The organism is Marinobacter sp. OP 3.4 (genome assembly GCF_036224885.1).
In the GTDB taxonomy this organism is placed as follows: Bacteria; Pseudomonadota; Gammaproteobacteria; order Pseudomonadales; family Oleiphilaceae; genus Marinobacter.
This window is the reverse complement of record NZ_JAVVLT010000031.1, coordinates 18,446-45,084: the sequence shown is the minus strand read 5'-3', so window position 1 is coordinate 45,084 and position 26,639 is coordinate 18,446. Positions and strand designations below refer to the sequence as shown.

At 62.7% G+C, this 26,639-nt stretch carries 26 protein-coding genes; 10 read left to right on the top strand and 16 right to left on the bottom strand.

What is annotated here, in order from left to right; genetic code table 11:
* Nucleotides 1–6 precede the first annotated feature (6 nt).
* A complete protein-coding gene (locus RO069_RS05000; protein ID WP_328185653.1) occupies nt 7–1,263 on the bottom strand; it encodes an ABC transporter substrate-binding protein in 1,257 nt (418 codons plus the stop codon).
* 356 nt (nt 1,264–1,619) lie between these two features.
* On the opposite strand from RO069_RS05000, the gene RO069_RS04995 reads away from it, so the two are divergent.
* Together RO069_RS04995 and RO069_RS04990 are read left to right on the top strand one after the other, a co-directional pair.
* A complete protein-coding gene (locus RO069_RS04995; RefSeq protein ID WP_328185651.1) occupies nt 1,620–1,952 on the top strand; it encodes a TraR/DksA C4-type zinc finger protein in 333 nt (110 codons plus the stop codon).
* Between the two features lie 37 nt (nt 1,953–1,989).
* On the top strand, nt 1,990–3,450 hold the full coding sequence (locus tag RO069_RS04990) for an SLC13 family permease (protein WP_328185648.1): 1,461 nt from the start codon (nt 1,990–1,992) through the stop codon (nt 3,448–3,450).
* Between the two features lie 23 nt (nt 3,451–3,473).
* On the opposite strand, the gene RO069_RS04985 is transcribed toward RO069_RS04990, so the two are convergent.
* Nucleotides 3,474–4,496, bottom strand: coding sequence for a polysaccharide deacetylase family protein (locus RO069_RS04985; RefSeq protein WP_328185646.1), 1,023 nt, complete (start codon nt 4,494–4,496; stop codon nt 3,474–3,476).
* Nucleotides 4,490–5,158 (bottom strand): DNA-J related domain-containing protein, encoded by a 669-nt coding sequence (locus RO069_RS04980; RefSeq protein ID WP_328185644.1) that lies wholly within the window; start codon nt 5,156–5,158, stop codon nt 4,490–4,492. Before RO069_RS04980 ends, RO069_RS04985 begins: the two co-directional genes overlap by 7 nt.
* Nucleotides 5,159–5,345: 187 nt before the next feature.
* Here RO069_RS04980 and ttcA point away from each other — a divergent pair, with 187 nt between their 5' ends.
* Nucleotides 5,346–6,248 (top strand): tRNA 2-thiocytidine(32) synthetase TtcA, encoded by a 903-nt coding sequence (gene ttcA / locus RO069_RS04975; protein WP_442915337.1) that lies wholly within the window; start codon nt 5,346–5,348, stop codon nt 6,246–6,248.
* A gap of 82 nt (nt 6,249–6,330) precedes the next feature.
* Here ttcA and RO069_RS04970 read toward each other — a convergent pair whose 3' ends face one another.
* From RO069_RS04970 to RO069_RS04930, 9 genes are all read right to left on the bottom strand, one after another.
* Nucleotides 6,331–7,080 carry a response regulator gene (locus RO069_RS04970; RefSeq protein WP_328185639.1) on the bottom strand — a complete coding sequence of 250 codons (750 nt, stop codon included), beginning with the start codon at nt 7,078–7,080 and terminating at the stop codon, nt 6,331–6,333.
* A 185-nt stretch (nt 7,081–7,265) separates the two neighbouring features.
* Nucleotides 7,266–7,988, bottom strand: coding sequence for a sensor histidine kinase (locus RO069_RS04965; RefSeq protein WP_328185637.1), 723 nt, complete (start codon nt 7,986–7,988; stop codon nt 7,266–7,268).
* Nucleotides 7,981–9,633: a tetratricopeptide repeat protein gene (locus tag RO069_RS04960; protein WP_328185636.1), complete on the bottom strand. Its 1,653-nt coding sequence runs from the start codon at nt 9,631–9,633 to the stop codon at nt 7,981–7,983. The genes RO069_RS04965 and RO069_RS04960 overlap by 8 nt, the downstream gene beginning before the upstream one ends.
* Nucleotides 9,630–13,145, bottom strand: coding sequence for a PAS domain-containing hybrid sensor histidine kinase/response regulator (locus RO069_RS04955; protein WP_328185634.1), 3,516 nt, complete (start codon nt 13,143–13,145; stop codon nt 9,630–9,632). Before RO069_RS04955 ends, RO069_RS04960 begins: the two co-directional genes overlap by 4 nt.
* Before the next feature lie 26 nt (nt 13,146–13,171).
* The gene (locus RO069_RS04950) at nt 13,172–13,675 is read right to left on the bottom strand and encodes a hypothetical protein (protein ID WP_328185633.1); all 504 of its coding nucleotides are present in this window, start codon (nt 13,673–13,675) and stop codon (nt 13,172–13,174) included.
* Nucleotides 13,676–13,845: 170 nt separating this feature from the next.
* On the bottom strand, nt 13,846–15,615 hold the full coding sequence (locus tag RO069_RS04945) for a sodium:solute symporter family protein (protein WP_328185632.1): 1,770 nt from the start codon (nt 15,613–15,615) through the stop codon (nt 13,846–13,848).
* Nucleotides 15,616–15,619: 4 nt separating this feature from the next.
* Nucleotides 15,620–15,886, bottom strand: a complete 267-nt coding sequence (locus tag RO069_RS04940; protein WP_328185630.1) for a DUF4212 domain-containing protein — start codon at nt 15,884–15,886, stop codon at nt 15,620–15,622.
* Between the two features lie 319 nt (nt 15,887–16,205).
* Nucleotides 16,206–16,913, bottom strand: coding sequence for a 3'-5' exonuclease (locus tag RO069_RS04935; RefSeq protein WP_328185629.1), 708 nt, complete (start codon nt 16,911–16,913; stop codon nt 16,206–16,208).
* A gap of 13 nt (nt 16,914–16,926) precedes the next feature.
* Nucleotides 16,927–18,840 carry a putative nucleotidyltransferase substrate binding domain-containing protein gene (locus tag RO069_RS04930; protein WP_328185628.1) on the bottom strand — a complete coding sequence of 638 codons (1,914 nt, stop codon included), beginning with the start codon at nt 18,838–18,840 and terminating at the stop codon, nt 16,927–16,929.
* 187 nt (nt 18,841–19,027) lie between these two features.
* Between RO069_RS04930 and smrA the strand changes: the two genes are divergently transcribed.
* From smrA to RO069_RS04900, 6 genes are all read left to right on the top strand, one after another.
* A complete protein-coding gene (gene smrA / locus RO069_RS04925) occupies nt 19,028–19,609 on the top strand; it encodes a DNA endonuclease SmrA (protein ID WP_328185627.1) in 582 nt (193 codons plus the stop codon).
* A 26-nt stretch (nt 19,610–19,635) separates the two neighbouring features.
* Nucleotides 19,636–19,875: a hypothetical protein gene (locus tag RO069_RS04920; RefSeq protein ID WP_328185625.1), complete on the top strand. Its 240-nt coding sequence runs from the start codon at nt 19,636–19,638 to the stop codon at nt 19,873–19,875.
* Complete coding sequence (locus RO069_RS04915; protein ID WP_328185623.1) at nt 19,872–20,507, top strand: methylthioribulose 1-phosphate dehydratase; 636 nt, start codon at nt 19,872–19,874, stop codon at nt 20,505–20,507. Before RO069_RS04920 ends, RO069_RS04915 begins: the two co-directional genes overlap by 4 nt.
* Complete coding sequence (locus tag RO069_RS04910; protein WP_328185621.1) at nt 20,504–21,061, top strand: 1,2-dihydroxy-3-keto-5-methylthiopentene dioxygenase; 558 nt, start codon at nt 20,504–20,506, stop codon at nt 21,059–21,061. The genes RO069_RS04915 and RO069_RS04910 overlap by 4 nt, the downstream gene beginning before the upstream one ends.
* Nucleotides 21,061–21,759 (top strand): acireductone synthase, encoded by a 699-nt coding sequence (gene mtnC, locus RO069_RS04905; RefSeq protein WP_328185685.1) that lies wholly within the window; start codon nt 21,061–21,063, stop codon nt 21,757–21,759. Before RO069_RS04910 ends, mtnC begins: the two co-directional genes overlap by 1 nt.
* Before the next feature lie 79 nt (nt 21,760–21,838).
* Nucleotides 21,839–22,798 (top strand): DUF3080 domain-containing protein, encoded by a 960-nt coding sequence (locus tag RO069_RS04900; protein ID WP_328185620.1) that lies wholly within the window; start codon nt 21,839–21,841, stop codon nt 22,796–22,798.
* Between the two features lie 28 nt (nt 22,799–22,826).
* On the opposite strand, the gene RO069_RS04895 is transcribed toward RO069_RS04900, so the two are convergent.
* Genes RO069_RS04895 through arsC form a run of 4 tightly spaced genes read right to left on the bottom strand, consistent with a single transcriptional unit; the run spans nt 22,827 to nt 26,047 of the window.
* Nucleotides 22,827–24,611 (bottom strand): GspE/PulE family protein, encoded by a 1,785-nt coding sequence (locus RO069_RS04895; RefSeq protein ID WP_328185619.1) that lies wholly within the window; start codon nt 24,609–24,611, stop codon nt 22,827–22,829.
* A gap of 20 nt (nt 24,612–24,631) precedes the next feature.
* Nucleotides 24,632–24,982 (bottom strand): DUF2069 domain-containing protein, encoded by a 351-nt coding sequence (locus tag RO069_RS04890; protein ID WP_328185618.1) that lies wholly within the window; start codon nt 24,980–24,982, stop codon nt 24,632–24,634.
* Nucleotides 24,983–25,023: 41 nt separating this feature from the next.
* On the bottom strand, nt 25,024–25,638 hold the full coding sequence (wrbA, locus tag RO069_RS04885) for an NAD(P)H:quinone oxidoreductase (protein ID WP_328185616.1): 615 nt from the start codon (nt 25,636–25,638) through the stop codon (nt 25,024–25,026).
* A gap of 40 nt (nt 25,639–25,678) precedes the next feature.
* The gene (gene arsC, locus RO069_RS04880; RefSeq protein WP_328185614.1) at nt 25,679–26,047 is read right to left on the bottom strand and encodes an arsenate reductase (glutaredoxin); all 369 of its coding nucleotides are present in this window, start codon (nt 26,045–26,047) and stop codon (nt 25,679–25,681) included.
* Between the two features lie 75 nt (nt 26,048–26,122).
* Between arsC and RO069_RS04875 the strand changes: the two genes are divergently transcribed.
* A complete protein-coding gene (locus RO069_RS04875; protein WP_328185612.1) occupies nt 26,123–26,602 on the top strand; it encodes a TlpA family protein disulfide reductase in 480 nt (159 codons plus the stop codon).
* The last annotated feature ends 37 nt before the right edge of the window (nt 26,603–26,639 follow it).

The following is a 26,639-nucleotide window of genomic DNA, read 5'->3' as shown; positions in this document are numbered from 1 at the left end:
CTGGGTTTATTGTAGGGTCAGGGGCATTTCCGCCTCGCGACGGTCGGCCTCCCACTCTTCCCGGGTGCGGACCGCCTCGTTCCCCGGCAGGGTATGGACGATCTCGAAATAGTCGCTGGAATATTCATCCGCCAACACTTCCTCCCGGGGGCGGATCTGGACGACGTAGACGGACTGGACATTCTGGTGGTCAAAGGCCCGCCACTCCTGTTCATCCTTCAGGAAGGTGTAGCGGTGCCCTTCCAGAGCACGGATGACATCGGCGGTATTGGTGGTACCGGCCCGTTCCACTGCATCCTTATACTGGTAGACGATACTGTAGGCGGAGGCGGCGGCTGAGGACGGGCGCATCTCGTAGCGGTCAGAGAAGTCCTGAACGAACTGCTGGCCACGTTCATAGCCCGCCTCCCGGGGCAGGTTCCATACCCAGGGCGCGGCGCCGATGACGCCCTCCATGATGCTGGGGCCGACCTGGTTGGCCATGCTCAGGGTGATATTGGGAACCACGATCTGCATCTTGTCGTGGAGGCCCATGGAATAGGCAATATTCACCGCCCTCACCATGTCATCACCGAACAGCACCATGGCGAGGACATCCGCATCACTGTCGGCTGCCTGTTCCAGTGCCGCCTGGAAATCGCTGGTCAGGGCGTTGGGGAAGGGCGTCAGGGTGCCGGCATGCCGGCTGGTGTCGCTGGTATCCGTGAACTGGCGCAGGGACTCTTCCACGGACCAGCCCCAGGTATAGTCAGCGGTGATATAGAAAAATTTTTTGTCCGAGTAGTTCTCGCTCAGGAAGCTGCCCAGGGCCTTGGCGGACATCCAGGCATTGAAGGGTTCCCGGAACATGTGGGTATGCCCGGCGCTGCCGGTGGTGGCGTTGGAATAGGTGAGGGTGCCGAAGTAGATCCGGTCCCGTTCCTTTGCCGCCTTGCCCGAGGCTATGGCAACCGCGGAGGAGGAGCCGCCGAACAGCATCGCCACATCATGATTGTCGATCAGGTCCGCGGTGTTGGCGGCGCCGCGCTCCGGATCCCCCCGGGTGTTGCGGATCACCAGTTCCACTGGTTGCCCCAGGATGCCGCCGCTGGCGTTGATCTCCTCCACCGCCAGGAAGGCTCCCATGCGCTGTTGCAGGCCCTGGTCCTGGTAGCGACCGGTCTGCGGGTAGTTGAATCCCAGTTTCAGGGGTTCTGCCAGTATGGGCGCCGACAGCACAACGAGCGATGAAAGGATGGCGAGGGAACGAATCCACCTGGGCATGCAAGCATCTCCTTCGGGTAGCCACCGGGGCTCCCTTATCTATCTGTTGTGTTTGTTAAATATTGAAAAATGCATTGGCAAGGCCAAGTGTTGTCGCTCTTGCCCGAATTCGCAATGTGACCTTGGTGGAAAAATGTGGCAACCGGTAACAGGGTGTGACGATGCGTAACTGAGGTATCGGCTGTCGAAGCCTGATCGCGCCAATGGCCGCCACCGGATTATAACACGTTGATAGTCGTCGGCTTCCCGGCCCCGGGCACCGCCAGTTTTGACGACTATCAAATGCTCAGCCATTCTTTGGGGTACCCTGGCGGCATTCAATGTTCTCCGGGGATCGAGGAGGAGGTGGCAAGCTGATGGCCAAGACCCGTAAAGAAGAACTCGAACGGCTCAAGCAGGAACTGACCCGTCGTCTGGAACGTTACGAGGCTCACCAGCATCGCGACGAAGGCAAGCTGGAAGCGGATTTTTCCGAGCAGGCGGTACAGCGTCAGAACGACGAGGTGGTGGATCACCTGGAGCTGGAGGTGCGGGAGGAACTCCGCCAGGTCATCCATGCCCTTGACCGGCTGGAGGAGGGCGAAGGTGAACGTTGCGAGCGCTGCGGTGACACGATCAACCCGGAACGCCTGAAAATCCTGCCCTGGGCGTCACTGTGCATACGCTGTGCCGAAGACGAGGAGGAGTAGTTCGCCCCCCAACACTCAGGAAGGAGGTTAACAATCCATGTCCTCTACGGTTGACGATACCAAGGGCGGCATGTCCAGAAGCCGGGTGATCGGCCTGTTTACCGGGCTGGCCCTGCTGGCCGTAACGCTGGTACTGCCTCCACCCGGCGACCTTTCCGATAGTGCCTGGGCAGCGCTGGGGCTGATGATGCTGATGGCGTCATGGTGGGCCACGGAAGCCATTCCGATACCGGCAACCTCCCTGGTGCCCATTGTGCTGATTCCGGCACTGGGCCTTGGTTCGGTGAAGGATGCCACCACGCCCTACGCCAACCCGATCATATACCTGTTCCTCGGCGGGTTCACGCTGGGGCTGGCCATGCAGCGATGGAATCTGCACCGGCGTATTGCCCTGCATATCCTGCTGATTGTGGGTACCAGTCCCCGGCGCCAGATCGGCGGTTTCATGCTGGCTACCGCCTTTCTGAGCATGTGGGTGTCGAATACCGCCACCACCATCATGATGATGCCCATCGGGCTTTCGGTACTGAGCATGATGGAAATCGACAACGAAGAAGCGTTGCACCGTTTCGGGGTGGCCCTGCTGCTGGCCATTGCCTACTCCGCCAGTGTGGGCGGTATCGCGACACTGATTGGTACCCCGCCCAATGCTTTGCTGGCAGCCTATCTGGGTGACCAGCAGGGCGTCAGCGTAGGGTTCGCCCAGTGGATGGTGATCGGTGTGCCGGTCGCCCTGGTCATGTTGCTGGTGATCTGGTGGTGGCTCACCCGTGGGGATTTCGGCGGCCGTCGCTCCGGCGACTCAGGCCAGGCGATCCGCGACGAACTCCGCAGCCTGGGTACCATGTCCAATGCCGAGGTCCGGGTGGCCATCGTGTTTATCCTGACCGCCGCGGCCTGGATCTTCCGGCCCCTGCTGACGGAGATTGAGGCATTGTCCTGGCTGAGCGATACGGTGATCGCGATATTTGCGGCGGTCATGCTGTTCCTGCTGCGATCCGGCCAGCGTGACGGAGAGGGGCTGATGGAATGGGAAACGGCCCGGGATCTGCCCTGGGGTGTTTTACTGCTGTTCGGTGGTGGCCTGGCGCTGGCGGGGGTGATCAGTAGTTCCGGGCTGGCGGACGCCATCGCCGAGAGCTTGTCGGCGCTGGAGGTGCTACCCACCCTGTTGATGGTTGGTCTGGTGGTGGCGGTCATCATCTTCCTGACCGAGGTCACCAGTAATACCGCCACCGCAGCGGCGTTCCTGCCACTGCTGGGGGCCCTGGCCGTGGGCCAGGACATGTCGCCGGTGTTGTTGACGGTCCCCGCAGCCATTGCGGCCAGCTGTGCTTTCATGATGCCGGTGGCGACCCCCCCCAATGCCATCGTATTCGGTAGCGGTCACATCGCTATCAGCGACATGATAAAGGCCGGGTTTGTGCTCAACCTGATCGGTATCGTGCTGGTGACGCTGTTGGGTTACCTGCTGATGGGGGTGGCTTTCTCGATCTGACAAGGTGGATGGTTCCTGGCCGCTCAGTCCTCCGGTTGTACCAGGTCCACCCACTGCTGGGACAGCCAGTAGAAGCGGCCCTCGCCCGCCGGGTAGGTGCAATTGTAGCGGAAGCGCCGGCTGTTGAAGGCTCCCGCCGCCTGCACCATCACCGCCTGCCCCTGATGCTCCAGTGGCAGCCGCCCGCGCCCGGAAGCGAAGCAGGTGAGAGCCTCCGGTTTCAGTTGGTCCGGCAACCGGAGGGTCAGGCGGGGTGGGTTGTCTGCCACGATACCATCCGGCAGCTGGGCGGCGTCCACCGGCAACGACCGGCTGCGCAGCTTGTCATTAAGGCTATCCAGTTGCCCGTAGGCGGTTGCCATGGGAAACCGGGGCAGGCGGCTCGGGTCCGAGGTCGGGCCGATGGCACCGGATTGCTGGCCATAGCCGTACCAGTCCCGTTCGTCCAGGAGCTGTTCCAGGCCGGTGTCGTACTCGCCATAGGGGTAGGCGAACAGCGGATTGTCCACATTCAGTCGTTCGTCCAGTAGCGATTGGGCATGGTCCAGGCTGGTGGTCACCCGCTGGTGCCAGTCATTGCGGGACTCTCCAGGCTTTCGCGGCAGGTGGCCATGGTCATGGCTGTGGTTGGCGATGGTCACATGGGACTGGTCGGCGGCCTCCTCCAGCTGTTGCCAGCTCATATGGCCCTGGCTGCCCACGGCCTGGGTATTGACGAAAATGGTGTACGGGTAGCCGTACTCGTCCAGGATGGGGGCCGCCGTGGTCCAGACGGATTCGTAGGCATCATCGAAGGTGATGGCCACCTGCTGTTGCTCCTCGAGCCTGCCTGCAAGGGCCGCTTCGGTGCCGGATTCCAGGGGGACCACCTCAAGCCCGAGCTTCCGGATACGATCCAGTTGGGCACGGAACAGGTTCACCTGGGTACTGGTGCTGGCGGGTGTCCGGTCGCTGATGTGGTGGTACTGGAGCACGACCAGGTCCGCCCGGGCGGGGAGGGAGGCAACAGTCATCAACGCAGCCAGGGTCAGGTATCGCGTCAGCATGGGGCGTCTCCGTGTCGGAAGTAGTGGCGCAGGATGGCAAAGGCCTCGTTCAGCTGCTGGACCTGTTCGGTATCGCCGCCCCGGTCCGGGTGGGCCTGCATTACGGCGCGGCGAAAGCGCTGCTTGACGGCGGCGAAGTCCGTTGGCAGTGTCTCGAAGCCCAGCACCTTGGCGGCCCCGGCCGCGTCATCCCGGCCCGGCGCGCCGTGGGAGCGCCCCGCCCAGAAATCGTCCACCATGCGCAGGATATCGTCTTCCGACATCTCGTACTGGTCCAGGTCCAGGTAGAAGGCCCTCAGTGGGTCCGCCTGGTCCGGCAGGCCGGTACCGGCCACCACGTCGGTCTGCGTGAGGGAGATGGACAGGGGCGATATGGCCACTGTTTCGCCATTGTTCGCCAGTTCGTCGCGCAGCCGGTAGAGCACATGGAACAGCAGGAAATGGACCGGATAGAGGGCGGCGGGGTTGGCGTAGTCCACCGGTCCGATCAGTTCCCAGGGGGGCGACTGGAGCTGGCGGATAAGTTCCAGCTCCGACAGCCCGCCGCGGGCCTGGCGCAGGCAGGCCTCCACCGCCGCGCCAAGCATCCGGACATGGTGTTCCAGCGCCTGTCGGGCCTGGGTGTGGGAGTCTGTGGGAACAGAGTGTAATGGAGAACGCAATAGGCTTTCCTGTGGCTGATTCATGGCATTATGGTAGGCCAGTGGCGACACAATCCCAAGCGACGGTGGCTTATCACGGCATTTACGGGGGCGGGTACCTGACGGAGGCGGCCCGCCTCCGGTATAATCGCCGCCTGTTTATTCACCATCTTTCCACCATGGCCACAGGTTGATTATGTCTGATGTGATGACGCCGGAAGCGGTATCCGATACGCCGGCCAGCGACGCCGAACGCAAGCGCAAGCTGGAGACCAACAAGCTCCAGAAGCGGCTGCGGCGGGAAACCGGGCAGGCCATCCAGGATTTCCGGATGATCGAATCCGGTGACCGGGTCATGGTGTGCCTGTCCGGGGGCAAGGATTCCTACACCATGCTGGACATCCTGATGAACCTGCAGAAGAGCGCCCCGGTGTCTTTCGAGCTGATTGCCGTCAACCTGGACCAGAAGCAGCCGGGTTTCCCCGAGCATGTGCTGCCCGAGTACCTGTCCGCCCTGGGCATCGAGTACCATATCATCGAGAAAGACACCTACAGCATCGTCAAGGAGAAGGTGCCGGAGGGCAAGACCACTTGCGGCCTGTGCTCACGGCTGCGGCGGGGCATTCTCTATAACTTCGCCGAGGAACACGGCATCACCAAGATTGCCCTGGGACACCACCGGGACGACCTGCTGGAAACCCTGTTCCTGAACATGTTCTACGGCGGCAAGATGAAGTCCATGCCCCCCAAGCTGTTCAGCGATGATGGCCGCAACACGGTGATCCGGCCCCTGGCCTACAGCCGGGAGAAGGATATTGCCCGCTATGCGGCATTGCGGGAATACCCGATCATTCCCTGCAACCTGTGCGGTTCCCAGGAAAACCTGCAGCGCCAGGTGGTCAAGGACATGCTCCAGCAGTGGGACAAGCAGCATCCCGGTCGCATCGAGACCATGTTCCGGGCCATGTGCAATGTGGAACCGTCGCACCTGGCGGACAATACCCTGTATGACTTCGAGAACGGGCGTTCAATCGTCGGTGGGCAAGCAGCGCCGGTGCAGGCCGCCGAGCCGGAACGGGACTATGGCCGTCTGGATGTGCTGAACCTCTGACGTAAGGCCGGTGCACCAGACTGGAAAGGGCGATCGTTTGATCGCCCTTTCTCGTATCCGGATGGTGGACGGCGATCCCGGGTCAGTTATTACCCCCGCCCCCGATCAGTTCCATCAGCCCGCCAATCATCTGGCTGATCAGTCCCAGTTGGGTATTCAGGCCATCCACGGTTTCCGACACGCTGTTGATCTGCAGGCCCAGGAACAGGGCCACCAAAACGAACACCACGGTGGTGAGCATCCACAGCCGGCGGACCTTGCCAACCCGGTTCTCCAGTTCCTCCTGGAACTGGGCGTCCACCCGGGCCATATGCTGCTTCATCGCGCGGATGTCCTCGTTGGCTTCCTCGTAGGCGATTTCCAGCGTGGACAGGCGGCCGGTCAGGCGGCGCAGGTAGGACTGGTCGGCCACGGTCTGGTAGGGACTCAGCTCCGGTGCCGCGAATTCGGGCTCATCGTCACTTTCCGCCAGGATGGTATCGATCATCTGGACCAGCTGTTCCCGCTCCACCTGCTTGCCGATTACCCCGGCCGCGCCGTGAGCCTTGGCGTCCTGGATGTAGCGGTCAGCGTTCTGGGAGGTGTACATGAACACCGGAATGTCCTTGCTCTCCGGGCGGCTCTTGAACTTTTCCAGGGCCTCGAAGCCGTTCATGCCCGGTAGCAGGTGATCCAGGAAGATCAGATCAAACTGCTCATGCTGGACCATGCTCAGGGCTTCTTCGGCCGAGCTGGCGCCCTTGCTGGTGAGGTCGGCTTTTTCCAGCAGTCGGGCGAGGATGATCCTGGCGGTGGAGGAATCATCAACAATGAGTGCGTTGCCACGGGGCATGGTGTTCTCCCTGTCTGTGCGAGGGCCCTCGTATCGCCGCATTGTGCGGCCTTGGCAGATCCTTGAGGGCTTGCCACACGTTAATTCCCGGTGACGGGCAATTCAAGTAGCCCGTCGCCAAATTGTGGCACAGGTCGGTGAATATGGCCCCGCTCCCGGGGAGTCTCTCAAGACAGGCTACGGGCTCAGGGCAGCCAGATCTCGAATATCCCGCCACCGAGCTCGCCCCCGTTGCGGAGTCTGATCTGGCCCCGCCGGTCACCATTCTGGTGCAGGTGGGCGATGGCCGAGGCGAAATAGAGGCCCAGGCTGGTGGAGCCGGTGCTGAAGTCCGGTGCACGCTGCAGCGCGTCCGTGGCGTCCCGCATGTGTTCCGGGTAGCCGTTGCCGTCGTCCTCCACGCTGATCACCAGCCAGCCGTCCTCTTCCCGGGCCGCCAGGCGGAGGCGGGAATGCGTGTAGCGAATGGCGTTGTTGAGGGTGCTGGTGATGATTCCGGCCACCAGTTCATCGTCAAAGAAGCCCACGGTATCCTCCTCCGCCAGGATCTCGTGGCCGATGCCGTAGCCCGCCAGCAGTGTCTCGTGACGGGCAATCTGCTCGTGGAGAAAGTCGGCCACATGCTGCTCGTCGCTGTGGGCGGACAGCTTGTGTTCGCCCAGTCGGTAGATACCCAGCAACTGCACCAGGTCACTGTGGACCCGCTCGGCCTCGTACTGGAGGATGTTCAGCCTGGGGTTCTCGCCCTCAACCTCCTGCTGCTCCCCCCGCAGATCTTCCAGCGTGCTGAGCAGCATGCCCAGGGAGTTCTTCATGTCATGCACCGCCGAGGCGATGACCATGGAGAAATCCGGCACCTTGATCTGACGCTGGTTGTTGTCGGTGGCTGGACGTGACGGGTCAGTCATTCAGGGTCTCCAGTTTGTTGCGCATCGCCTGGTAACGGCGGTACTGACGATGTTGCGGGGGCAGGTTGTCCAGGGCGTCCAGGCATCGCCGGCACTGGGTAAGGGCATGATCACGGACAACCGATGGGTCGCCGCTTTCCACCTGTTTCATGCGGATCTGGGTCAGGTTCAGGTTGAGGGCGGCGTGGCTGGGTACCACGTCCAGGGCCTGTTCGAAATGGCGTGCGGCGGCACCGAGTTCTCCTTTTTCGTAGGCCTGTATGCCGTCCCGGTTGAGGGTGCGGGCCTGGAGACGCTGCTGCAGGCCCACCGGCTCGTCCATCAGGCTCTCGATCTGCTCGATAATATCGCCCTGGCCCTCGAACCGCTGGGCCATGGTGGCCAGCAGCTGTTCCGCTTCGCGATTCTGGCCGATGCGGTACATGGTCTTGGCCAGGTCAAGACCGGCGTCGGCGGACAGGGTGTCCACCGGCAGGGCGGCCCGGGCCTGCTCAAGGAACGACCGCGCCTTGTCCAGGTTGCCCCGTGCCGCCACGATGCGGGCACGGACCAGCATGGTGCGGGGGCCGATGTCCGGTGCCTCCGGGAATTTGCGCTCCAGGTGCTTGAGGACCCTTGTCGCCTCTTCCGCATACGCCTTGCCTTCGCCGGTGGGGTCGCCTTCACTCAGGTCGGTCAGTGAGCGCCCCAGGGCCAGGTGATGGTCCGGGTGATCATGAACCGACCAGGTGCCGAGGCTGACGGTGCGGCGCCAGGCGTCGGTGGCGGTGTCCAGGTCCTGGTTCCGGGTGGCCAGTGTAGCCAGGTCCCGCTGCCGCAGGAGGGCATTGGGGGACATTTCCGCGGCCCGCTGCAGGATCTTCTGGGCCTGGCCGGGCTTGCCGGTGCGTTTCAGGCTTTCCGCGAGCAGGTCATAGGCTTCCAGGTGATCCGGGTGATCATCGATCAGTGATTGCAGGGCGGTGCCTGCTTCGTCATGGAATCCTTGTGCCAGCAATACGCGGGCCTTGCCCAGGCGTGCCCAGGACAGGGCCCGTTGTCCCAGGATCTCGTCGTAGATCCTGCGGGCCTGGCCATAGTCACCCACCCGTACGTAGAGCTCCGCCAGGGTCTTGTAGATCCAGGAGCGGTGGCGCTGTTGGTGGGGCAGCAGGGCCAGGCACTGCTGGATGGCTTCCGGGTAGTCCTCCAGGTCCATGGCCCGGGTGATGGGCAGCAGGGCCTGCCGCCGTTCCGCCAGGGCGCCCAGGCGTTTGGTCAGCATGGCCTGATTGATGGGCTTGGTCAGATAGGCATCGGGGTGGTATTCCCTGGCCCCCATGACCATTTCCCGGGAGGTTTCCGCCGTGACCATCAGGAACAGCGAGGAGTGCTTCAGCAACCTGCGGTGCCGCAGCTCTTCCAATACGTGCTGGCCGCTTTTGCCTTCGCCCAGATTGTAGTTGCACAGGATGACGTCGAAGTGTTCGTAGGCACAGCGCTGGATGGCAACCGAGCCGTTATGAACCGGCTCGATCCTGTCGGCGCCCAGGGAGCGCAGCATCTGCCGCATGGAATTGCGGAAGTTCTCGAAGTCGTCGACGACGAGGAACCGGAGTTTGCCGAAGTTGATCGGAGTGTCTGCTTCACCGGAGGAATTCATCATGAGCGTTTCTTGATCAGCTTGTTGACCAGGGCCCGGAGTGCTGCCGGCTTCACTGGTTTATAGAGTACATGGTAGCCGCGATCGGCCGCATCTTCCCGGGCTTCCTCTCCAAGATAGCCGGTAATCAGTATGCCCGGAACCGGCTGGTCGAAATCCTCCCTCAGGCTGTCCATGGCGTCCAGGCCATTGCGGTCATTGTCAAGCTGGTAGTCCCCCAGCATGATATCCGGGATGTCGCCGTCCAGCGCCGTGCGAGCCTCTTCCAGACTCAGGGCGGTGGTGGTACGGCAGTGCCAGTTGTCCAGCAGTGCCTGCATGCCTTCCAGGATATGGGCATCGTTATCGATACACAGTACGTGGAGCCCCTTGAGGGCCGACAGCCCCCGGTTGCCACTGCGGGGCGCCGCGGGCCTGGCCTGACGCTGTTCCGGAGGCGCCAGGGGGACGGTGACGGTGAAGGTGCTGCCGCGACCCACCTGGGAGTGCACGTTCACCGGGTGCCCCAGCATGCCGCTGATGCGGTCGACAATGGCCAGCCCCAGCCCGAGGCCTTTCTTGTCCCGGCCCTGGCGCAGGCGGCGGAACTCCTCGAAGATATGGGCCAGCTGGTCATCGGGGATGCCGGGGCCAGTATCCCACACCTCAATCCGGATGTAGCCCTTGAGCCGCCGGCACCCCAGCAGGATACGCCCACCATTCTCCGAATACCGGATGGCGTTGGACAGGAAATTCTGCACGACCCGACGCAGCAGCTTGGCGTCGGAGGTCACCCAGGTGGAACTGGGAACCACGGTCAGTGTCAGCTCCTGGTCGGCGGCAATGGCGCTGAACTCGGTGGCCAGGTGCCGCAGCATATCACTGACCGGGAAGCTGGTGATGTCCGGCTCCAGGGCGCCGGCGTCCAGTTTGGAGATATCCAGCAGGGTACTGATGATCTCTTCGGCGGCACCCAGGGAGCTGTCCAGGTGGCTGGCCAGTTCCCGGGTTTCGTCGGTGATCACCTTATTCTGCAGGGCCGAAGCGAACAGGCGGGCGGCGTTCAGCGGCTGCAACAGGTCGTGGCTGGCGGAGGCCAGGAAACGGGTCTTGCTCTGGTTGGCCTGCTCCGCCACCGACTTGGCCTTGAGCATCTGTTCGTTGATCACCTGCAGCTCCTGGGTACGCTCCTTGACCCGCTGCTCCAGATAGATATTGGTCTCCTTGAGCGCCTGCTCGGTGCGGCGTATGGAGGTGATGTCCTGGAAGGTGGTGACATAGCCGCCGCCGGGAATCGGACTGCCCTCGATCTTCAGTACCGTGCCGTCCGGGCGGTGCCGTTCATAGGACATGGGCCGGCCCTGCTTCATGGCGCTGCAGCGGTCGTCGATGATTTCGTCGATGCGGCGGGCCGGCAGGTTGGCGCTGGTCAGATTGTAACGCATCAGGTCCTGTATGGGGCGTCCGGTGCGCACGTAGCCCTTGGGATAGGAGAAGAGTTCCAGGTAGCGGCGGTTCCAGACCACCAGCTGTTGCTGGTGATTGACCACGGACACCCCCAGGCTGAGGTTCTCGATGGCCGATTGCAGCAGCTCCCGGCTGAAGGTCATGGCCTGGGAGGCTTCATCGACAATGCTGACCACGTCCTCGATCTGCATGTCGCGGCCGGTGAGGGTGGATTCCAGCACCACCCGGGCCGTGGAGGCACCGATCACCGACGCCAGCTGGCGCTCGATGTAGCGCATCAGATGGCTGCTGGCGGGGCGTTGGGGCGACAGGCGCATGGCGTTGCGCCGTTCGTAGTTGGTGAACAGGGCCTCCGCCCGTTCCTCCCCCATGAACCGCTCTGCCAGGGCCTGCAGGTCGGCGGTGAGCACCTCCCCCTGCCAGACCTGCTGCTGGGAGGTTTCCGCCCGGGGGTGGGGTTCGTGGAAAAAGGAGGCGATCTGGATCTTTTCCCGCACCCGCTGGCGGGTGGTCATGGACAGCAGCACATAGACCAGGGTGTTGAGCCCCAGGGACCACACGATGCCATGGCTGATCATGTCCAGTTCCAGGCCCAGCAGCGCGGTGGGGCGGGTCCAGCCCAGCCCCCACAGGCCCTGGTCGATCAGGGTGTCGCCGACCCAGCCGGTGGACGCGAGGGCGGGAATCAGCAGGGTATAGCACCAGGTGGCAAACCCCAGGGCCAGACCCCAGATGGCGCCGTTGTAATTGCCCCGGCGCCAGATGATGCCGCCGATCAGCGACGGCCCGAACTGGGCCGCGGCGGCGAATGACAGCAGGCCGAAGGCCGTGAGGCTGTAGTCCGCCCCCGCCAGGCGGTAGAAGCCGTAGGCGGTCATCAGCACCAGGAAGATGGTGACCCGGCGGATACTCAGCAGCAGCCGGCTCAGGTCGGCGCGGCGGTTCATCCGGGGGCGGAAGAACTTGAGCAGCCCCGGCATCACGATCTCGTTGCTGACCATGGTGGCAATGGCCACTGAGCAGACGATCACCATGGCGGCCGCTGCCGACCCACCACCGAGGAACGCCAGGATGGCCAGCCAGGTCTGTTCCTCCAGGATGGGCAGGCTGAGGATCAGCATGTCGGGATTGACGTTGTCGGTGTCGCCGTGCAACAGGCCGGCGGCGGCAATCGGCAGCACAAAGGCACTGGCAATCAGCAGGTAGGCGGGCATCGCCCAGCGGGCGGTGTTGAAATCCCGGTAGTCGGCGTTCTCCACCACCATCACATGGAACTGTCGCGGCAGGCACAGGATGGCCAGCATGGCGACGATGGTCTGGGTGATGAAGGCCGGTGCTTCCACGCCCTTCCAGGTGAGCTGGCCCACCAGGTCCGCCTGCCGGACGTTGGCCAGCAGGTCACCAAAGCCCCCGTACAGGCCGAAGCCGACAAACAGCCCCACCGCCACGAAGGCCACCAGTTTAATCACCGACTCGAAGGCCACGGCCTGGATCATGCCCCGGTGATGCTCCGTGGATTCCAGGTGACGGGTACCGAACAGCACCGTGAATACCGCCAGCACCAGGGTGATGTACCAGGCGGAGTCACTCCAGGCAGCCGGGTTGACGGCGTCACTGACGCCATTATCCGACAGCACGCTGAAACCCAGGGAGATGGCCTTAAGCTGCAGCGCGATGTAGGGTACGCTGCCGATCAGCGCGAAGACGGCGATCAGCGCCGCCAGGGACTGGGACTTGCCATAACGGGAGGCAATAAAGTCGGCAATGGAGGTACTGTTGCTACGCTTGCTGATGTAGATGATCCGGCGCAGCAGGGGCGTGCCGAACAGGAACACCAGCAGCGGCCCCAGGTAGATGGGCAGGAACGCCAGCCCCTCCTGGGTGGCCCGGCCCACGGCGCCGTAAAAGGTCCAGGAGGTGAAGTACACCGCCAGCGACAGGGCATAGACGTGTTGGCGGGCCAGTCTGTTGCGGTACAGGCCCGGGTGGCGGTCGCCGGCCCAGGCAATGGCAAACAGCAGGGAGATGTAGGCAATGGAAATGACTACCAGCAGCCAGACACTGATCATCTCCGGTTACTCCCTGGTCGGCGGATTCAGTCGCATACTTCCTGCAGCAGGGTGTTGTCCGTGGCCAGCCTGCGCATCTGGTCGGTATTCGGGGAGCCGTCGTCGGCCAGGGCGACCAGCTCGCGGCTGGGGCAGTTCAGCAGCCAGGTGCCCTTGGAAACCCGCCCGCCGTAGGTCTGGCGGAAGTGATAAAGCTGGAAACGGGCCGTATCGGCATTGGCCGGATTGCGGCTGACGCTGCTTTCGTCCAGCACGGTGATGCGGTTGATCTGGGGGAAGAAAAAGCTCCACGGGCGCCAGAACTCCGCCTGCGATTCGGTGGCGACCACCACGGATTCCGCCGGCATGCGCGCGGTCATCTGGTCGTACCAGTGGTATTCCATGTAGATCTGATAGCCCATCATGCCCAGGCCCGCAAACACCGGCACCAGCCAGCGGGGTGCCTTCTTCGCGGTGGCGGTGCGAATGCCCATGGCAATGCCCGCGGCGGCAAAGCCGCAGACGATGGTTGCAACTAGATTCCAGAACATAGTGTTTCCTCTGGGAGACACTGACAACCTCCAGAGGGGGATTGTCAGGGCCTGAAAAAAACGGGCCTCCTGAAAAGGAGGCCCGTCCTGGATCAACCCGTTCAGAGTCGAGTCTGAATGCGGGACGTATTATGGCCTAGTAGTCTTTACGATTTCTATCGCGCCGACTCCTAGTGATCCAGTGCCTTGCCAGCACCGCGCGGATAGCGAACGCTTTCCACCAGTTCCTGGATTTCCACCGGCGGCTCCTCGGTGGCGTTGGACACCACGAAGGCCACGATGAAGTTCACCAGGGCACCCACGGCGCCGATGGACAGCGGGGAAATGCCCAGTACCCAGGCATCGGCGGTATCCGGCAGGTTATTGGTGCCGGGGATGAACAGCCAGCCCTTGTACACGAAGATGTACACCAGGGTGAAGGCCAGGCCGCACAGCATGCCGGCAACGGCGCCCTTGTTGTTCACCCGCTTGGAGAAGATACCCATCATCAGGGCGGGGAACAGGGACGCGGCGGCGATACCGAAGGCCAGTGCCACCACCTGTGCCGCGAACCCGGGTGGGTTGGCGCCAAGCCAGGTGGCCACCACGATGGCTATGGCCATGGCGATACGGGCCGCCAGCAGCTCGCCTTTCTCCGTGATGTTGGGGTTGATGGCACCCTTGATCAGGTCATGACTGATCGCGGACGATATCGCCAGCAACAGGCCCGCCGCCGTCGACAGGGCCGCTGCCAGACCGCCGGCGGCGATCAGGCCGATCACCCAGCCGGGCAGGTTGGCAATCTCCGGGTTCGCCAGTACCAGGATATCCCGGTTGTAGGAGAACTCGTTGCCTTCCCAGCCACGGGCCTGGGCCTCGTCGGCGAAGTCCGCGTTGGCGTCGTTGTAGTACTGGATGCGTCCGTCGCCGTTCTTGTCCTCATAGGTGATCAGCCCCGTGACCTCCCACTCCTGGATCCACTGCGGGCGCTCATCGTATTCGATGGGCTGCGCCGCCGGACCTTCCGGATAGATGGTGGTCATCAGGTTCAGGCGCGCCATGGAGGCAACCGCCGGGGCGGTCAGGTACAGCAGCGCGATGAACACCAGGGCCCAGCCGGCGGACCAGCGGGCGTCAGCCACCTTGGGTACGGTGAAGAAGCGGATGATGACGTGGGGCAGACCGGCGGTACCGATCATCAGCGACAGGGTGAACAGCACCATGTTGAGCTTGTTGTCCACGTCGGCGGTATAGGACGCAAAACCGAGGTCGGTGATGACCTGGTTCAGTTTGTCCAGAACCGGCATGCCGGACTGGGAGTGCTCGGAGAACATGGCCAGCGCCGGAATCGGGTTGCCGGTCAGTTCAATGGCAATGAAGATCGCCGGAATGGTGTAGGCGATGATGAGCACGCAGTACTGGGCCACCTGGGTGTAGGTGATGCCCTTCATGCCACCCAGTACGGCGTAGATGAAGACCACCACGGCGGCAATCATCAGACCGGTGGTGGCGTCCACTTCCAGGAAGCGGGAGAAGGCCACGCCGGCACCGGCCATCTGACCGATAACGTAGGTGACCGAGGCCACGATCAGGCATACCACCGCCACCAGGCGGGCATTACGGCTGTAGAACCGGTCGCCGATGAACTCCGGTACCGTGAACTTGCCGAACTTCCGCAGATACGGAGCCAGCAGCATGGCCAGCAGCACGTAACCGCCGGTCCACCCCATGAGGAAGGTGGAGTTGGCGTAACCGCCGGCGGCGATCAGGCCCGCCATGGAGATGAAGGATGCCGCTGACATCCAGTCCGCACCGATCGCGGCGCCGTTGGTGATGGGGTGTACCCCGCCACCGGCCACGTAGAAATCGCTGGTGCTGCCGGCCTTGGCCCACAGCGCGATCAGGATATACAGGAGGAACGAGCCCCCGACGAAGATGATGTTAATCGCAAATTGACTCATCGGGTTACTCCTCCTCGGCCAGACCGAATTGCTGATCCAGCTTGTTCATACGCCAGGCGTAGAAGAAGATCAGGACAATAAAGGTCAGGATGGAGCCCTGCTGGGCAAACCAGAACCCGAGGTCGGTGCCGCCAACCGGAATGCCGGCGAGCACGGGGCGTAGCAGGATGGCGAAGCCGTAGGATACGAGGGCCCACACGATCAGGCATCCCAGTATCAGACGCAGGTTCGCCTTCCAGTACTGAACAGCATTGCTGCTTGCGTCAGACATAACAGGTCTCCTGTTTTGTTTTTGTAGGATTTAGACGCTTGTAGATTGGAGAAGAGAAAAAGCCAGTACGGCCAGCGTCCCGCCCTCTGCCGGCGGGGCCCTGACCGGACCTTTCCTTGTGATGCAACCAAGAGAGATTGTTGTTCACGGATTATTCTCCTGCTGGTTACCATCACTGACTTTACCTGTCGGGAAGTTAATGGATATTGGCAAAAGGTCTAAGTAGGTCGCTATCGCACACAAGTCGTTGGTTAGAGGGGATTTGCGAGGCTTCGGAAGAGCCCGCCGGGGCCGGCTTCAGATGTCCGTGAGAGGTGTGTCACATCCTGTGCAGCGTCTTCAGCCGCTGGTAATAGCGCAGCTTCTGATTGAGGTCATCCAGGGTGACCACACCCTGTCGCTGAGCCTCCCGAAGGGCAATCAGTGACAGCTCGGCGGTAGCCAGTGCGTCGGCCGCGGCATGGTGCCGGGCCGCGATGTCCAGATGGAAGTGTTCCGCCCAGTTGTCCAGACGCTTGCAGCGCTCCCGTGCGTCAGGAAAAAAGGCGGGCATCAGTTCCGCCACGTCCAGCCAGGTGTGGGGCTGGGTGTAGCCCAGTTGCTGGCGCAGGGCTTTTTCCAGGAACCTGCGGTCGAAATCCGAGTGGAATGCCAGGATGGGGTTGCCGTTCATCCACTCCAGAAGGTGCAACAGGGCGTCCCGGGTCTCATGGCCCCTGGTCAGGGCTTCCGGGCCGATGCCATGAATCAGGACGGTCTCCCGGATATCCAGTTCCGGTCGACGCAGGATCAGGTCGAACTGGTCGGCCAGGGGGATCGCCAGCCGGTCGATGGCCACCGCACCAATGGCAATCACCTTGTCCTTCGCCGGATTCAGGCCGGTCGTCTCCAGATCCAGCACAATCAGCCGCAGGTTCTCCAGACGTTGATCGCCCAGGGCTCTGGGAGCCGGGAGATGGGCCAGATCGTGGCGCTCGGACGTGCCGGTGAGTTTGTCGTTGAGCCAGGTTTTCAGGGTGTCCAGCATGGTGACGGCGATCCTAAAGCTGGTAGGTGACTTCCAGCTTCTGCTGAAGCCGCTGGGCCTGGCGGAAGGATTCCCTCAGGATACGCCGGTCCAGGGGGTTGAGGTTGTCCGGGTTGATGTAGTTGGACAGTTCTTCCCCATTCTTCAGCTGATCCTGATGGGCCCGCATGCGGATCGCCTGAATCAGGCTGTAGGCCTCCTGCCAGGCGTTGGCGTCCTTTTCGTTGAAGACGCCTTTCTTCGCCAGCTCCGCCATGCGCTCCAGTGTGTTGGCGGTGGCCACGCCATTGGCCAGGGCGAATACCCGCACCGATTCCACGAAGGGCGCCAGACCCTGGCGTTTCAGGTCCAGGCTGTGGCGATCGCCATCCGGTGCGTAGCGGAAGCCCCGGAAAATGTTCAGTGGCGGCTTTCTTTGCAGGGCGTTGCCGGCCAGCATTTTCTGGAACAGGGCGTTCTTGCGGATGCGCGTGAGTACCAGGTCAAGCAGGCCGTTCAGGGGCTCGGTGGGACCGAACACCGCACGCATGTCCAGGAATATGGAGGAGTAGACCAGGTTCTGGGGCGTGGAGGCGTCAATGAACGTCAGGAACCATTCATCCCACTCCCCGGTGCTCAGACACAGTTTGGGATTGCTGGCCATGATGTTGCCTTTGCACCAGGTGAAGCCGCAGGTCGCCAGTTCCCGGTTCACTTTTTCGGCGAAGGGCAGAAGCTTTTCCCTTACCTGGTCCGGGGTCATGCCGTCCGGTGTTCTGAACAGGATGCCGTTGTCCTGGTCGGTCAGCAGGGTCTGTTCCTGTCGTCCCTCGCTGCCGAAGGTCAGCCAGGTAAAGGGTATGCCGGGGTCATGGGCCTTCAGGTTGAGCTCCAGTACCCTGCGAACGGTGATGTCGTTGAGCGTGGTAATGATCTTCACGACCTGCCCGGAATCCGCACCGTGAGCCAGCATGGCGTCCACCAGTCGCGAGACATCATTCCGCAGGGTGACCAGGGTCTGGAGTTGCGGGGCGGTGCCAATTGCCCGGGCCAGGTGCACCAGATCCACCCGCTGCAGGGCGAACAGGTCCCGCTCGGAGACGACGCCGATCAGGCAACCGTCTGCGTCCACCACGCAGATGTGGGCAAAATGGTGTTCTGCCATGAGCATGGCCGCCTCGAAGGCGTCGGCGGTGGCGGGCAGGCGGTGGGGGTTGGCGGTCATTACCTGGCTGATGGGCATGTCCAGGGTGCATCGCTCCTCCGCGACCACCGTACGCAGGTCCCGCAGCGTGAATATGCCTTTGGGATGACGCTGGTCGTCCGTAATGATAATGCTGCCCACACTGTTGTCGTGCATTCTCGCTACGGCCTTGCGGATAGGCACGTCCGGTGAGCACACGATGGGATTGCGAAGTGCGTAGCGCTCCAGGGGGGTGTCCAGGGAGTTCGATGATCCCAGCGACGCCATGGCGCCGGACTGGATACGCTGGTTGACCTGGTCCAGCAGGCTGCTCACGCCCCTCAGGCAGAAGTCCCGGAAGGTGTCGCTTTCCGAAAAAAGGGTGACGAAATGCTCATGTTCCAGGGTCAGGCAGAAGGTGTCACCGCAGGCCCGGTGCAGGGTCTGTGTCGGGCGTTCGGCAATCAGGGCGGCCAGGGGGAAGCACTCGCCCTGACTGATCTCGAAGGTGGTTTCCGGCTCGCCCGTGCGTACGCTGGTCCGTTCACCCTGAATACGCCCCTGTTTAACGACGTTGAACGTTCTGACCGGTTCGTCGTCTGGCAACAGGACCACGTCGCCGTCGGCAAAGAAGCGAAGGCTGGCATGTTCCGCAAACAACGCGAGATGCCGGTCGTCCATGCTGGAAAACGGGGCATGTTCCCGCAGGAAAGCCATAATCGACCGGGTGTTCTGGGGCAGTGCCGCTTCCTGATCCTGGGTCATGAACTTCGCGCTCTTGTTATTGTCTACAGGGACATCTGCAGGCCAGTGTAACCCAAACCTTACCGCTCCAGTGTGGGCCTTTGGTCGTATTATAACCAGACTGGTCGTCAAACCTCCGCGCTCCTTTATGCCATGCCGGGCCGGTGGTAAAGTGCCGTTTGAACCATGCTCACCCTGAACCAGTACCATGACGTCAAAAGATGAGCGACTGCTGTTCCTGGAACAGATGAAAGATGTCCGCCGTATCCGGCGGCCAAACCGGGCGGAGGTCTCCACCCCGAAGGAACTGACGCCGGGTCATCTGGAACGTCAGCGGGCCGCCGTTGATGCTCGGGTCCGGGATGCCAATCCGCTGACCGCCTCGGATGTGGACCCACTGACCGCCCAGGATATCCTGAGTTGGCAACGGCCCGGTATCCAGCATGGCGTGTTTCGCAAGCTCAGGCTGGGACAGTACCCCATTGAGGCCCGCCTGGACCTGCATCGTATGACGGTGGAGGAGGCCCGGCGGGAGGTGTTCGGTTTCGTGAAGGATTGTGTGCGCTATGGATTGCGTTCGGTGATCATCCTGCACGGCAAGGGCGAGCGTAATCCCGACGGCATCGCCCAGCTCAAGAGTTACCTGGCCCGATGGTTGCCGGAACTGGACGAGGTTCTGGCCTTCCATTCGGCCCAGAAGCATCATGGCGGCACCGGTGCGGTCTACGTCATGGTGCGCAAGAGTGATCAGCAGAAACAGCGCAACCGGGAAATTCACGGGGCGCGATAGTCATTGACCGATGAGGTGAGAGTGGCATGAGAAAGCTGTTTGTAGTGGTATTGGCGGCCATGGCACTGGCCGGTTGTCAGGGTCGTGCTATCTGGAATGACAACGGCAAGGTTGAAGAGGCCACCACCGACCGGGAAGTGTGGGATGACAATGGCGAACTGGAGGATGCCACCAGCAACCGCGAGATCTGGGACTCCAACGGCAAGCTGGACACCGATGGCCGCAAGATCTGGCATGACTCCGAAGGCAATCCGGTGATCCAGTGACCATCGCCTTCGACGTTGCCCGCTATAGCCGGGTAGCCCGGGAGATCTGCGAGGCCGGTCGGTTCCTGTACCAGCGGGGCTGGTCCCCGGCCACCAGCAGCAACTATTCCAGCCGACTCGGTGATGGCCATGTGGCCATTACCGTTTCCGGTCGCCACAAGGGCCAGCTGACCGAGGCCGACGTGATGGTGGTGGACCTGGACGGTACGCCGGTCCAGAGCGACAGCCGGCCTTCGGCGGAAACCCTGCTGCATACCGTGATCTACCGGGACCGGCCGGATATCGGCGCGGTGCTGCACACCCATTCGGTGAAGGCCACGGTGCTGAGCCGGCTGGTCAGCGAGGGCGATGCCCTTATACTGAAGGACTACGAGTTGCAGAAAGCCTTCGCCGGTGTCGATACCCACGAGGGCCAGTTGGAGGTCCCGGTGTTTGCCAATACCCAGGACATTCCGGCCCTGGCGGAGGAGACCGGACAATGGCTGGCGGAGAATCCAGGCCAGCCGGGTTACCTGATCCGGGGCCACGGCCTCTACACCTGGGGCCGGGACATGAACGAATGTCTGCGCCATGTGGAGGCGTTTGAATTCCTGTTTGAATGTGAACTTGAAACCATGAGGGTCCGCGGATGACGACGCTGAGTATCTTTGACCAGAACCAGCCGGACACCCCCGAGCTGGTGGTGGAGAATCCCGCCGAGATTGCCCGGCTGCTGGGTGAGCAGGGCATACGCTTCGAGCGCTGGCCGACCCGGGCACTACCCGCCGATGCCAGCCAGGACGATATCCTCGAGGCCTACACCGACGAGGTGGAGCACCTTAAACGGGAGGGCGGTTTTGCCACCGCCGACGTGGTCAGCCTGACTGCGGACAACCCCCAGAAGGAAGCCTTCCGCCAGAAGTTCCTGGATGAACACACCCACAGCGAGGACGAGGTGCGTTTCTTCGTGCGGGGACAGGGACTGTTCTATCTGCATCTGGGAGAGAAGGTCTATGCGGTGCTCTGCCGCAAGCATGACCTGATCAGCGTGCCCCACGGCACCCGCCACTGGTTCGATATGGGGCCGGAGCCGGAATTCACCTGCATCCGGCTGTTTACCAACCCGGAAGGATGGGTGGCGGAATTCACCGGGGAAGACATCGCCAGCCGCCTGCCCCGGTATGAGCGCCTTGCCGGAGCCGCATGATGATTCGCGTGATCCTGACCGACATCGAGGGCACCACCAGCTCCATTGCCTTCGTGCATGAGGTGCTGTTTCCCTACGCCCGTGAGCGCATGGGTGAGTTCGTCCGCGACTGGCAGCACGAGGACCCGGCGGTGGGGGAGCAACTTGACGAGGTGGCCCGGGTGTCCGGCTGCGAGCGTGATGATATCGACGGCCTGATCCGCACCCTGGAACAGTGGATTGACGGGGATCACAAGGAAACCAGCCTGAAGACCCTCCAGGGCATGCTCTGGGAGCAGGGTTACCAGCATGGCGACTTTGATGGCCATGTCTATCCGGATGCCGCCGAATACCTGCGCTTCTGGCACGACCGTGGCCTCCGCCTGTATGTGTACTCGTCCGGGTCGGTCAAGGCACAGAAACTGATCTTCGGGTTCTCCAACGAGGGTGACCTGACGCCGTTCTTCAGCGGTTACTTCGATACCAACGTTGGCGGCAAGAAGGAAGCGGCCTCCTACCACAACATTGTTGACCAGCTGGGCGTTGAGCCGGCAACCGTGCTGTTCCTGTCCGATGTGGAAGCGGAGCTGGAAGCCGCCGAGGCCGCCGGACTGCAAACCTGCTGGCTGGTCCGTGACGGGGACCTGCCGGAGACAGGGGCGCGCCCCGTGGCCCGGGACTTCCGTGAGGTTGATGGATTGCTGCTGCCGCACCACTAGGACTATCCGGAGTCTGGCTCCGCTACTGGTCCTCCTGGCGCTGGCGGGTTGCAACCCGTTCAGCGCCCCGGAGTCCATGATGGACGAGTACGTGGAGCGCACCGCCCGCGTACTGGACCAACCCTACGAACTCTCCCCGATTCCTGCTACCGATCCACTGCCCAGGCGACGTGACCGGGTCCTGGACATGCCCGAGGTGGAACTGGGCATGCTGGATTTCCTGTCCCTGTTTGGCTGTGAGCTGCAGGTGGTGGCCGGTGAGCGGGCCTCGGTGCTGGGCCGGGTCATGCAGCCCGCCAACCGCCTTCGCTACGAGGTCCGGTTTATCGAAACCGCCGGCGACTGCCTGCCGGAGATTGATGACGACACCCTGCGGGACGAAGTGGTCCAGGCGGTAAAGAGCAAGCGGGAGTCGCTACCCATCGCGGTGTGGAACGCCACCTGGGGCGTGCAGGAGGTTGAAGGCCTGTTCACCCGTACCGAAGGGCCCTATCCCCTGGCACCGGAAACTGGAATATCCAACCTGGCCACTGACCTGGACGCCCTGAATGCCATGTTGATGCCCTTGCTGCAAGGTCATACCAACGTTGATCTGGAACCGTTGGGACCCATCCATCAGCAATGGCAGGCCCACCAGGCCGCCGGCCAGTTGATCCTCAGCGCCCGTCTGCTGATCACTCGCCTGGACGACGCCAGCGACATCATCGAATCCCGCCTTCAGGGGCGCCCCCTGTGCCTGGACGGCAAGCCCAACAACCAGTCGGACATCGTACAGGGCATGTTCTTCAGCGTGTTTATCGAGCGGGTGCAGCCCTATCTGGCACAGGTGCGCCGGGGCCGCGATGATATCATCCGCCCCCTGGCACGCTTGGCGGAACGGCAGCAGCCGGTCATGCCGGACAGCTTCCGGCCATGGTATGAACGTTACCTGAGACTGGAGGGGGATTCGCTGTGGGCCGAACTGGACGCCAGCCAGCAACGGCATATCAACCTGTGGCAGCGGCAACTGGAGCAGTGCGGGCTGCGGCCCGGGGTCTGAAATCCCGGATGTTGTCCCCGCCAGGCTATTATCGCTGACTCTCCGGCGTCACCCGCAACACTTCCTCTATTGTGGTCTGCCCGGCCGCCACTTTCTGGGCGCCGCTCAGCCGCAGTGACTTCATGCCATCCTTGTAGGCATCCAGCCGTAGCTGTTCCAGTTCGCAGCGGTCGTTGATCTGGCTGGCGATGGTGCGGGACAGGCCCAGGATCTCGTAGACACCGGCGCGGCCCAGGTAGCCGGTGTCCCGGCATTCCAGACAGCCGACCGGCTGGTAGACCTGTTTTGGCCTGGGGGCCTTCCAGGGGCGGGTGAGGGCGGTCCAGGCCTCGTCTTCCAGCGGTGCCGGCTTCTTGCAGTGGGGGCAGAGTAGCCGGACCAGGCGTTGGGCCATGGCGCCGATCACCGTGGCACGGATCAGGTAGGGCGGTATGCCCAGTTCCAGCAGGCGGGTGAAGGCGCTGGGGGCGTCGTTGGTGTGCAGGGTTGAGAGCACCAGGTGGCCGGTGAGGGCGGCCTGCACCGCCATTTCCGCCGTTTCCAGGTCGCGGATCTCACCAATCATGATGATGTCCGGGTCCTGCCTCAGCAGCGCACGGACACCCGAGGCGAAGGTCAGCTCGATGTTGTGCTGCACCTGCATCTGGTTGAAGGCGGGCTCCACCATCTCGATGGGATCCTCGATGGTGCAGATGTTCTGGTCCGGAGACGCCAGGGTCTTCAGGGTGGAGTAAAGGGTGGTGGTCTTGCCGGACCCGGTGGGGCCGGTGACCAGGACAATGCCGTGGGGCCGGCTGGTCATCTCGTACCAGCGTTCCCGGTCCTCACCGGAGAAGCCCAGCTGTTCGAAGGTCTTGAGCAGCACTTCCGGGTCAAAGATCCGCAGCACCATCTTCTCGCCAAAGGCCGTGGGCATGGTGGCCAGGCGCAGTTCCACCTCGCTGTTGTCCGGCTTGCGGGTCTTGATGCGGCCATCCTGGGGGCGCCGTTTTTCCGCCACGTTCAGGCGCCCCAGGATCTTCAGGCGGCTGGTGACCGCGACGCCCACCTGTTCCGGAAACTCATAGACATTGTGCAACACGCCATCGATGCGGAAGCGCACCCGGGTCACTTCCCGTCGGGGCTCGATGTGAATGTCGCTGGCCCGCTGGTCGAAGGCGTATTGCAGTAGCCAGTCGACGATTTTCACTACGTGCTGGTCATTGGCGTCGTGACTGGTGCCCTGGCCAATATCCAGCAGTTGCTCGAAGTTGTGCAGGTTGCCGGCGGCGCTGCCCTGCTGGCCACCGGCCTTGCTGACGGAATTGGCCAGCTGATAGAACTCCACCGTGTAGCGGCGGATGGATTCCGGGTTGGCCACCACCCGCTTCAGGGGGCGCTGCAGTACGTGGCGGAGGTTGGCCTCCCAGTCGCTCTTGAACGGCTCGGCGCTGGCGATGACCGCTTCCTGATCGGTGACCTCCACCGCCAGGATGTGGTGGCGCTGGGCAAAGGCGTAGGACATGGCCCGGGCAATGGCCGGGGTGTCGATCTTCAGGGGATCGATATGGTAGTAGGGCTGCTGTGACCACTCCGCCAGCCAGCGGGTGAGCCGTTCCAGGTCCAGGGCCCGGTGATCCTTCTGGCTGGTGAGCCGGGCAATGGCAATGACCTCCAGCGGGTGCCGTGCCTCGGCACCGGCACCCAGGTTGGCGGCCAGCACCCGTTCGGCGTCCTCACGGCTGACTTCACCGGTATCCGCCAGGGCATTACACAGTTCCCTCAGGGTGAGGGTGTGCTCCGGGCGGGTCTCGCGGGCCAGGGTCTCGGACATTGACTACCTCGTGTGTGCGATCAGGGCCGATTCACCTTAAGGTGAACCATGGCAACAGTAAACAGCGAAACACTGAGCACCGCCATCAGAACCGGCATTGGCTTACCCTCGCTCAGCCAGGCGGTGACCACGGCCTGGGTGAAGTAGAAGATCAGCACGAAGCTCATCCAGATATAGCCCCGGTTGTGCCCACGGAACACCACCAGCGCAAAAGGTAGCAATGGCAGGAGTTTGACCGACAGCATCAGTGCCACCGATACGTCCTCCACCTGGTCAGGCCAGAAGGTGGTGACCACCAGCAGGGCCAGGAACAGGGTATACAGTGTGGCGACGATGCCACGGGTTTTCTTCGCGTTTTCAGAATACAGCATGGTGTTTCCTGACAGGGTAGCAGGTGGTTGGTTCCAGCGGCTTAATCCGCAAGTTTCAGGGCCAGTCGGGCCAGGCGCTCGCCGAAGGTCTGGCAGATGGCCTTCTCATGGTCACTCACCGCATGCCGGGTGTCGGTGCCCGCCCAGTGTGACGGGCCGTAGGGCGTGCCGCCGGAGGTGGTTGCTGACAGGGCCTGTTCGCTGTAGGGCACCCCGCACAGCACCATGCCATGGTGCAGCAGGGGCATCATCATAGTCAGCAGGGTGGACTCCTGACCGCCATGAAGGCTGCCGGTGGACGTGAAGGCCCCGGCGGGCCGGCCGGCAAGGGTGCCGCTGACCCACAGGTCGCCGGTGCCATCCAGGAAATACTTGAGCGGTGCGGCCATATTGCCAAAACGGGTGGGACTGCCGATGGCCAGGCCCGCACAGTTGGCCAGGTCATCACGGGAGGCCCAGGGGGCGCCCTCATCCGGTACCGCCGGCTGCGAGGCCTCGGTATCCGGGGACACCGGCGGTACCGCACGGATCCGTGCCTCGATACCCCCGACCCGGGCAATGCCCCGGGCGATCTGTCGGGCCAGGGTCGCGGTCTGGCCGGTGCGGCTGTAGTAGAGGACCAGCACGTAAGGCTGTTCCGGTTGAACATTGGACATGGGAGGCTCCTGTTGCCGGCCTTCTCGTGACTGGAAAGGGTCAGATAAGAGTCAGCACATTCTCGGGCGGCCGGCCCAGGACGGCCCTGCCATCGTGGGTCACAATAGGGCGTTCGATCAGCCTGGGGTTCGCGCTCAGGGCCTGCAGCAACTGGTCGTCGGAGAGGTCGGGGTTATCCAGGCCCAGTTCCTTGTATTCCTTTTCCTTTACCCGGATGATGTCCCGCACTTGACAGCCCAGGGCTTTCACCAGGGCGGCCAGTTCCGCGGGCGAGGGCGGCGTGTCCAGGTATTTCACCACCTCCGGCGCGAGGCCGTTTTCCTCCAACAGCGCCAGGGTCTGCCGGGACTTGGAACAACGGGGGTTATGATAGATACGGGTATGGTCAAGTAATGGGTTATCAGCCATATCGGTTTCGGGTTCTCTGCCAATGATTACCTGGGAAGTGTACGATCAGGGTTGCCAAGTCTATCAGGAGGTGTGATGGGGAAGTACCCTGTTCTCTGTGTCCTTTTGTCCGCCATGGTCTTGCTGGCGGCCTGCAGTGACCCATCGCCATCCTCAGACGCCGGAGATGCCAGCCCGACCCTGGCGGTGGCGGGTGGGGAGTCCCTGGACTGGTCCTCACTGCGGGGCGACTGGGTGCTGGTCAACTACTGGGCTGAGTGGTGCAAGCCCTGCCTGGAGGAAATCCCCGAGCTCAACGCGGTGGACGCCCGTGAAGGCGTGACCGTACTGGCGGTAAACTTCGATGGCGTCACCGGGGCGGAATTGCTGGAACTGGGCCAGCGCATGGGGATCGACTTCACCATGCTGGCGGACAATCCGGCCCCTGTCCTGGGCTGGGACATGCCCCAGGGGCTGCCCGCCACCTTCCTGGTGGCCCCTGATGGCGAGCTGAGTGACACCCTGCTCGGGGCCCAGACCGAGGCAGGATTGATGTCCCTGATGAAACGGGACTGAATGATTCCCATGCGATAGAATCCCTTTTTCAGAATGA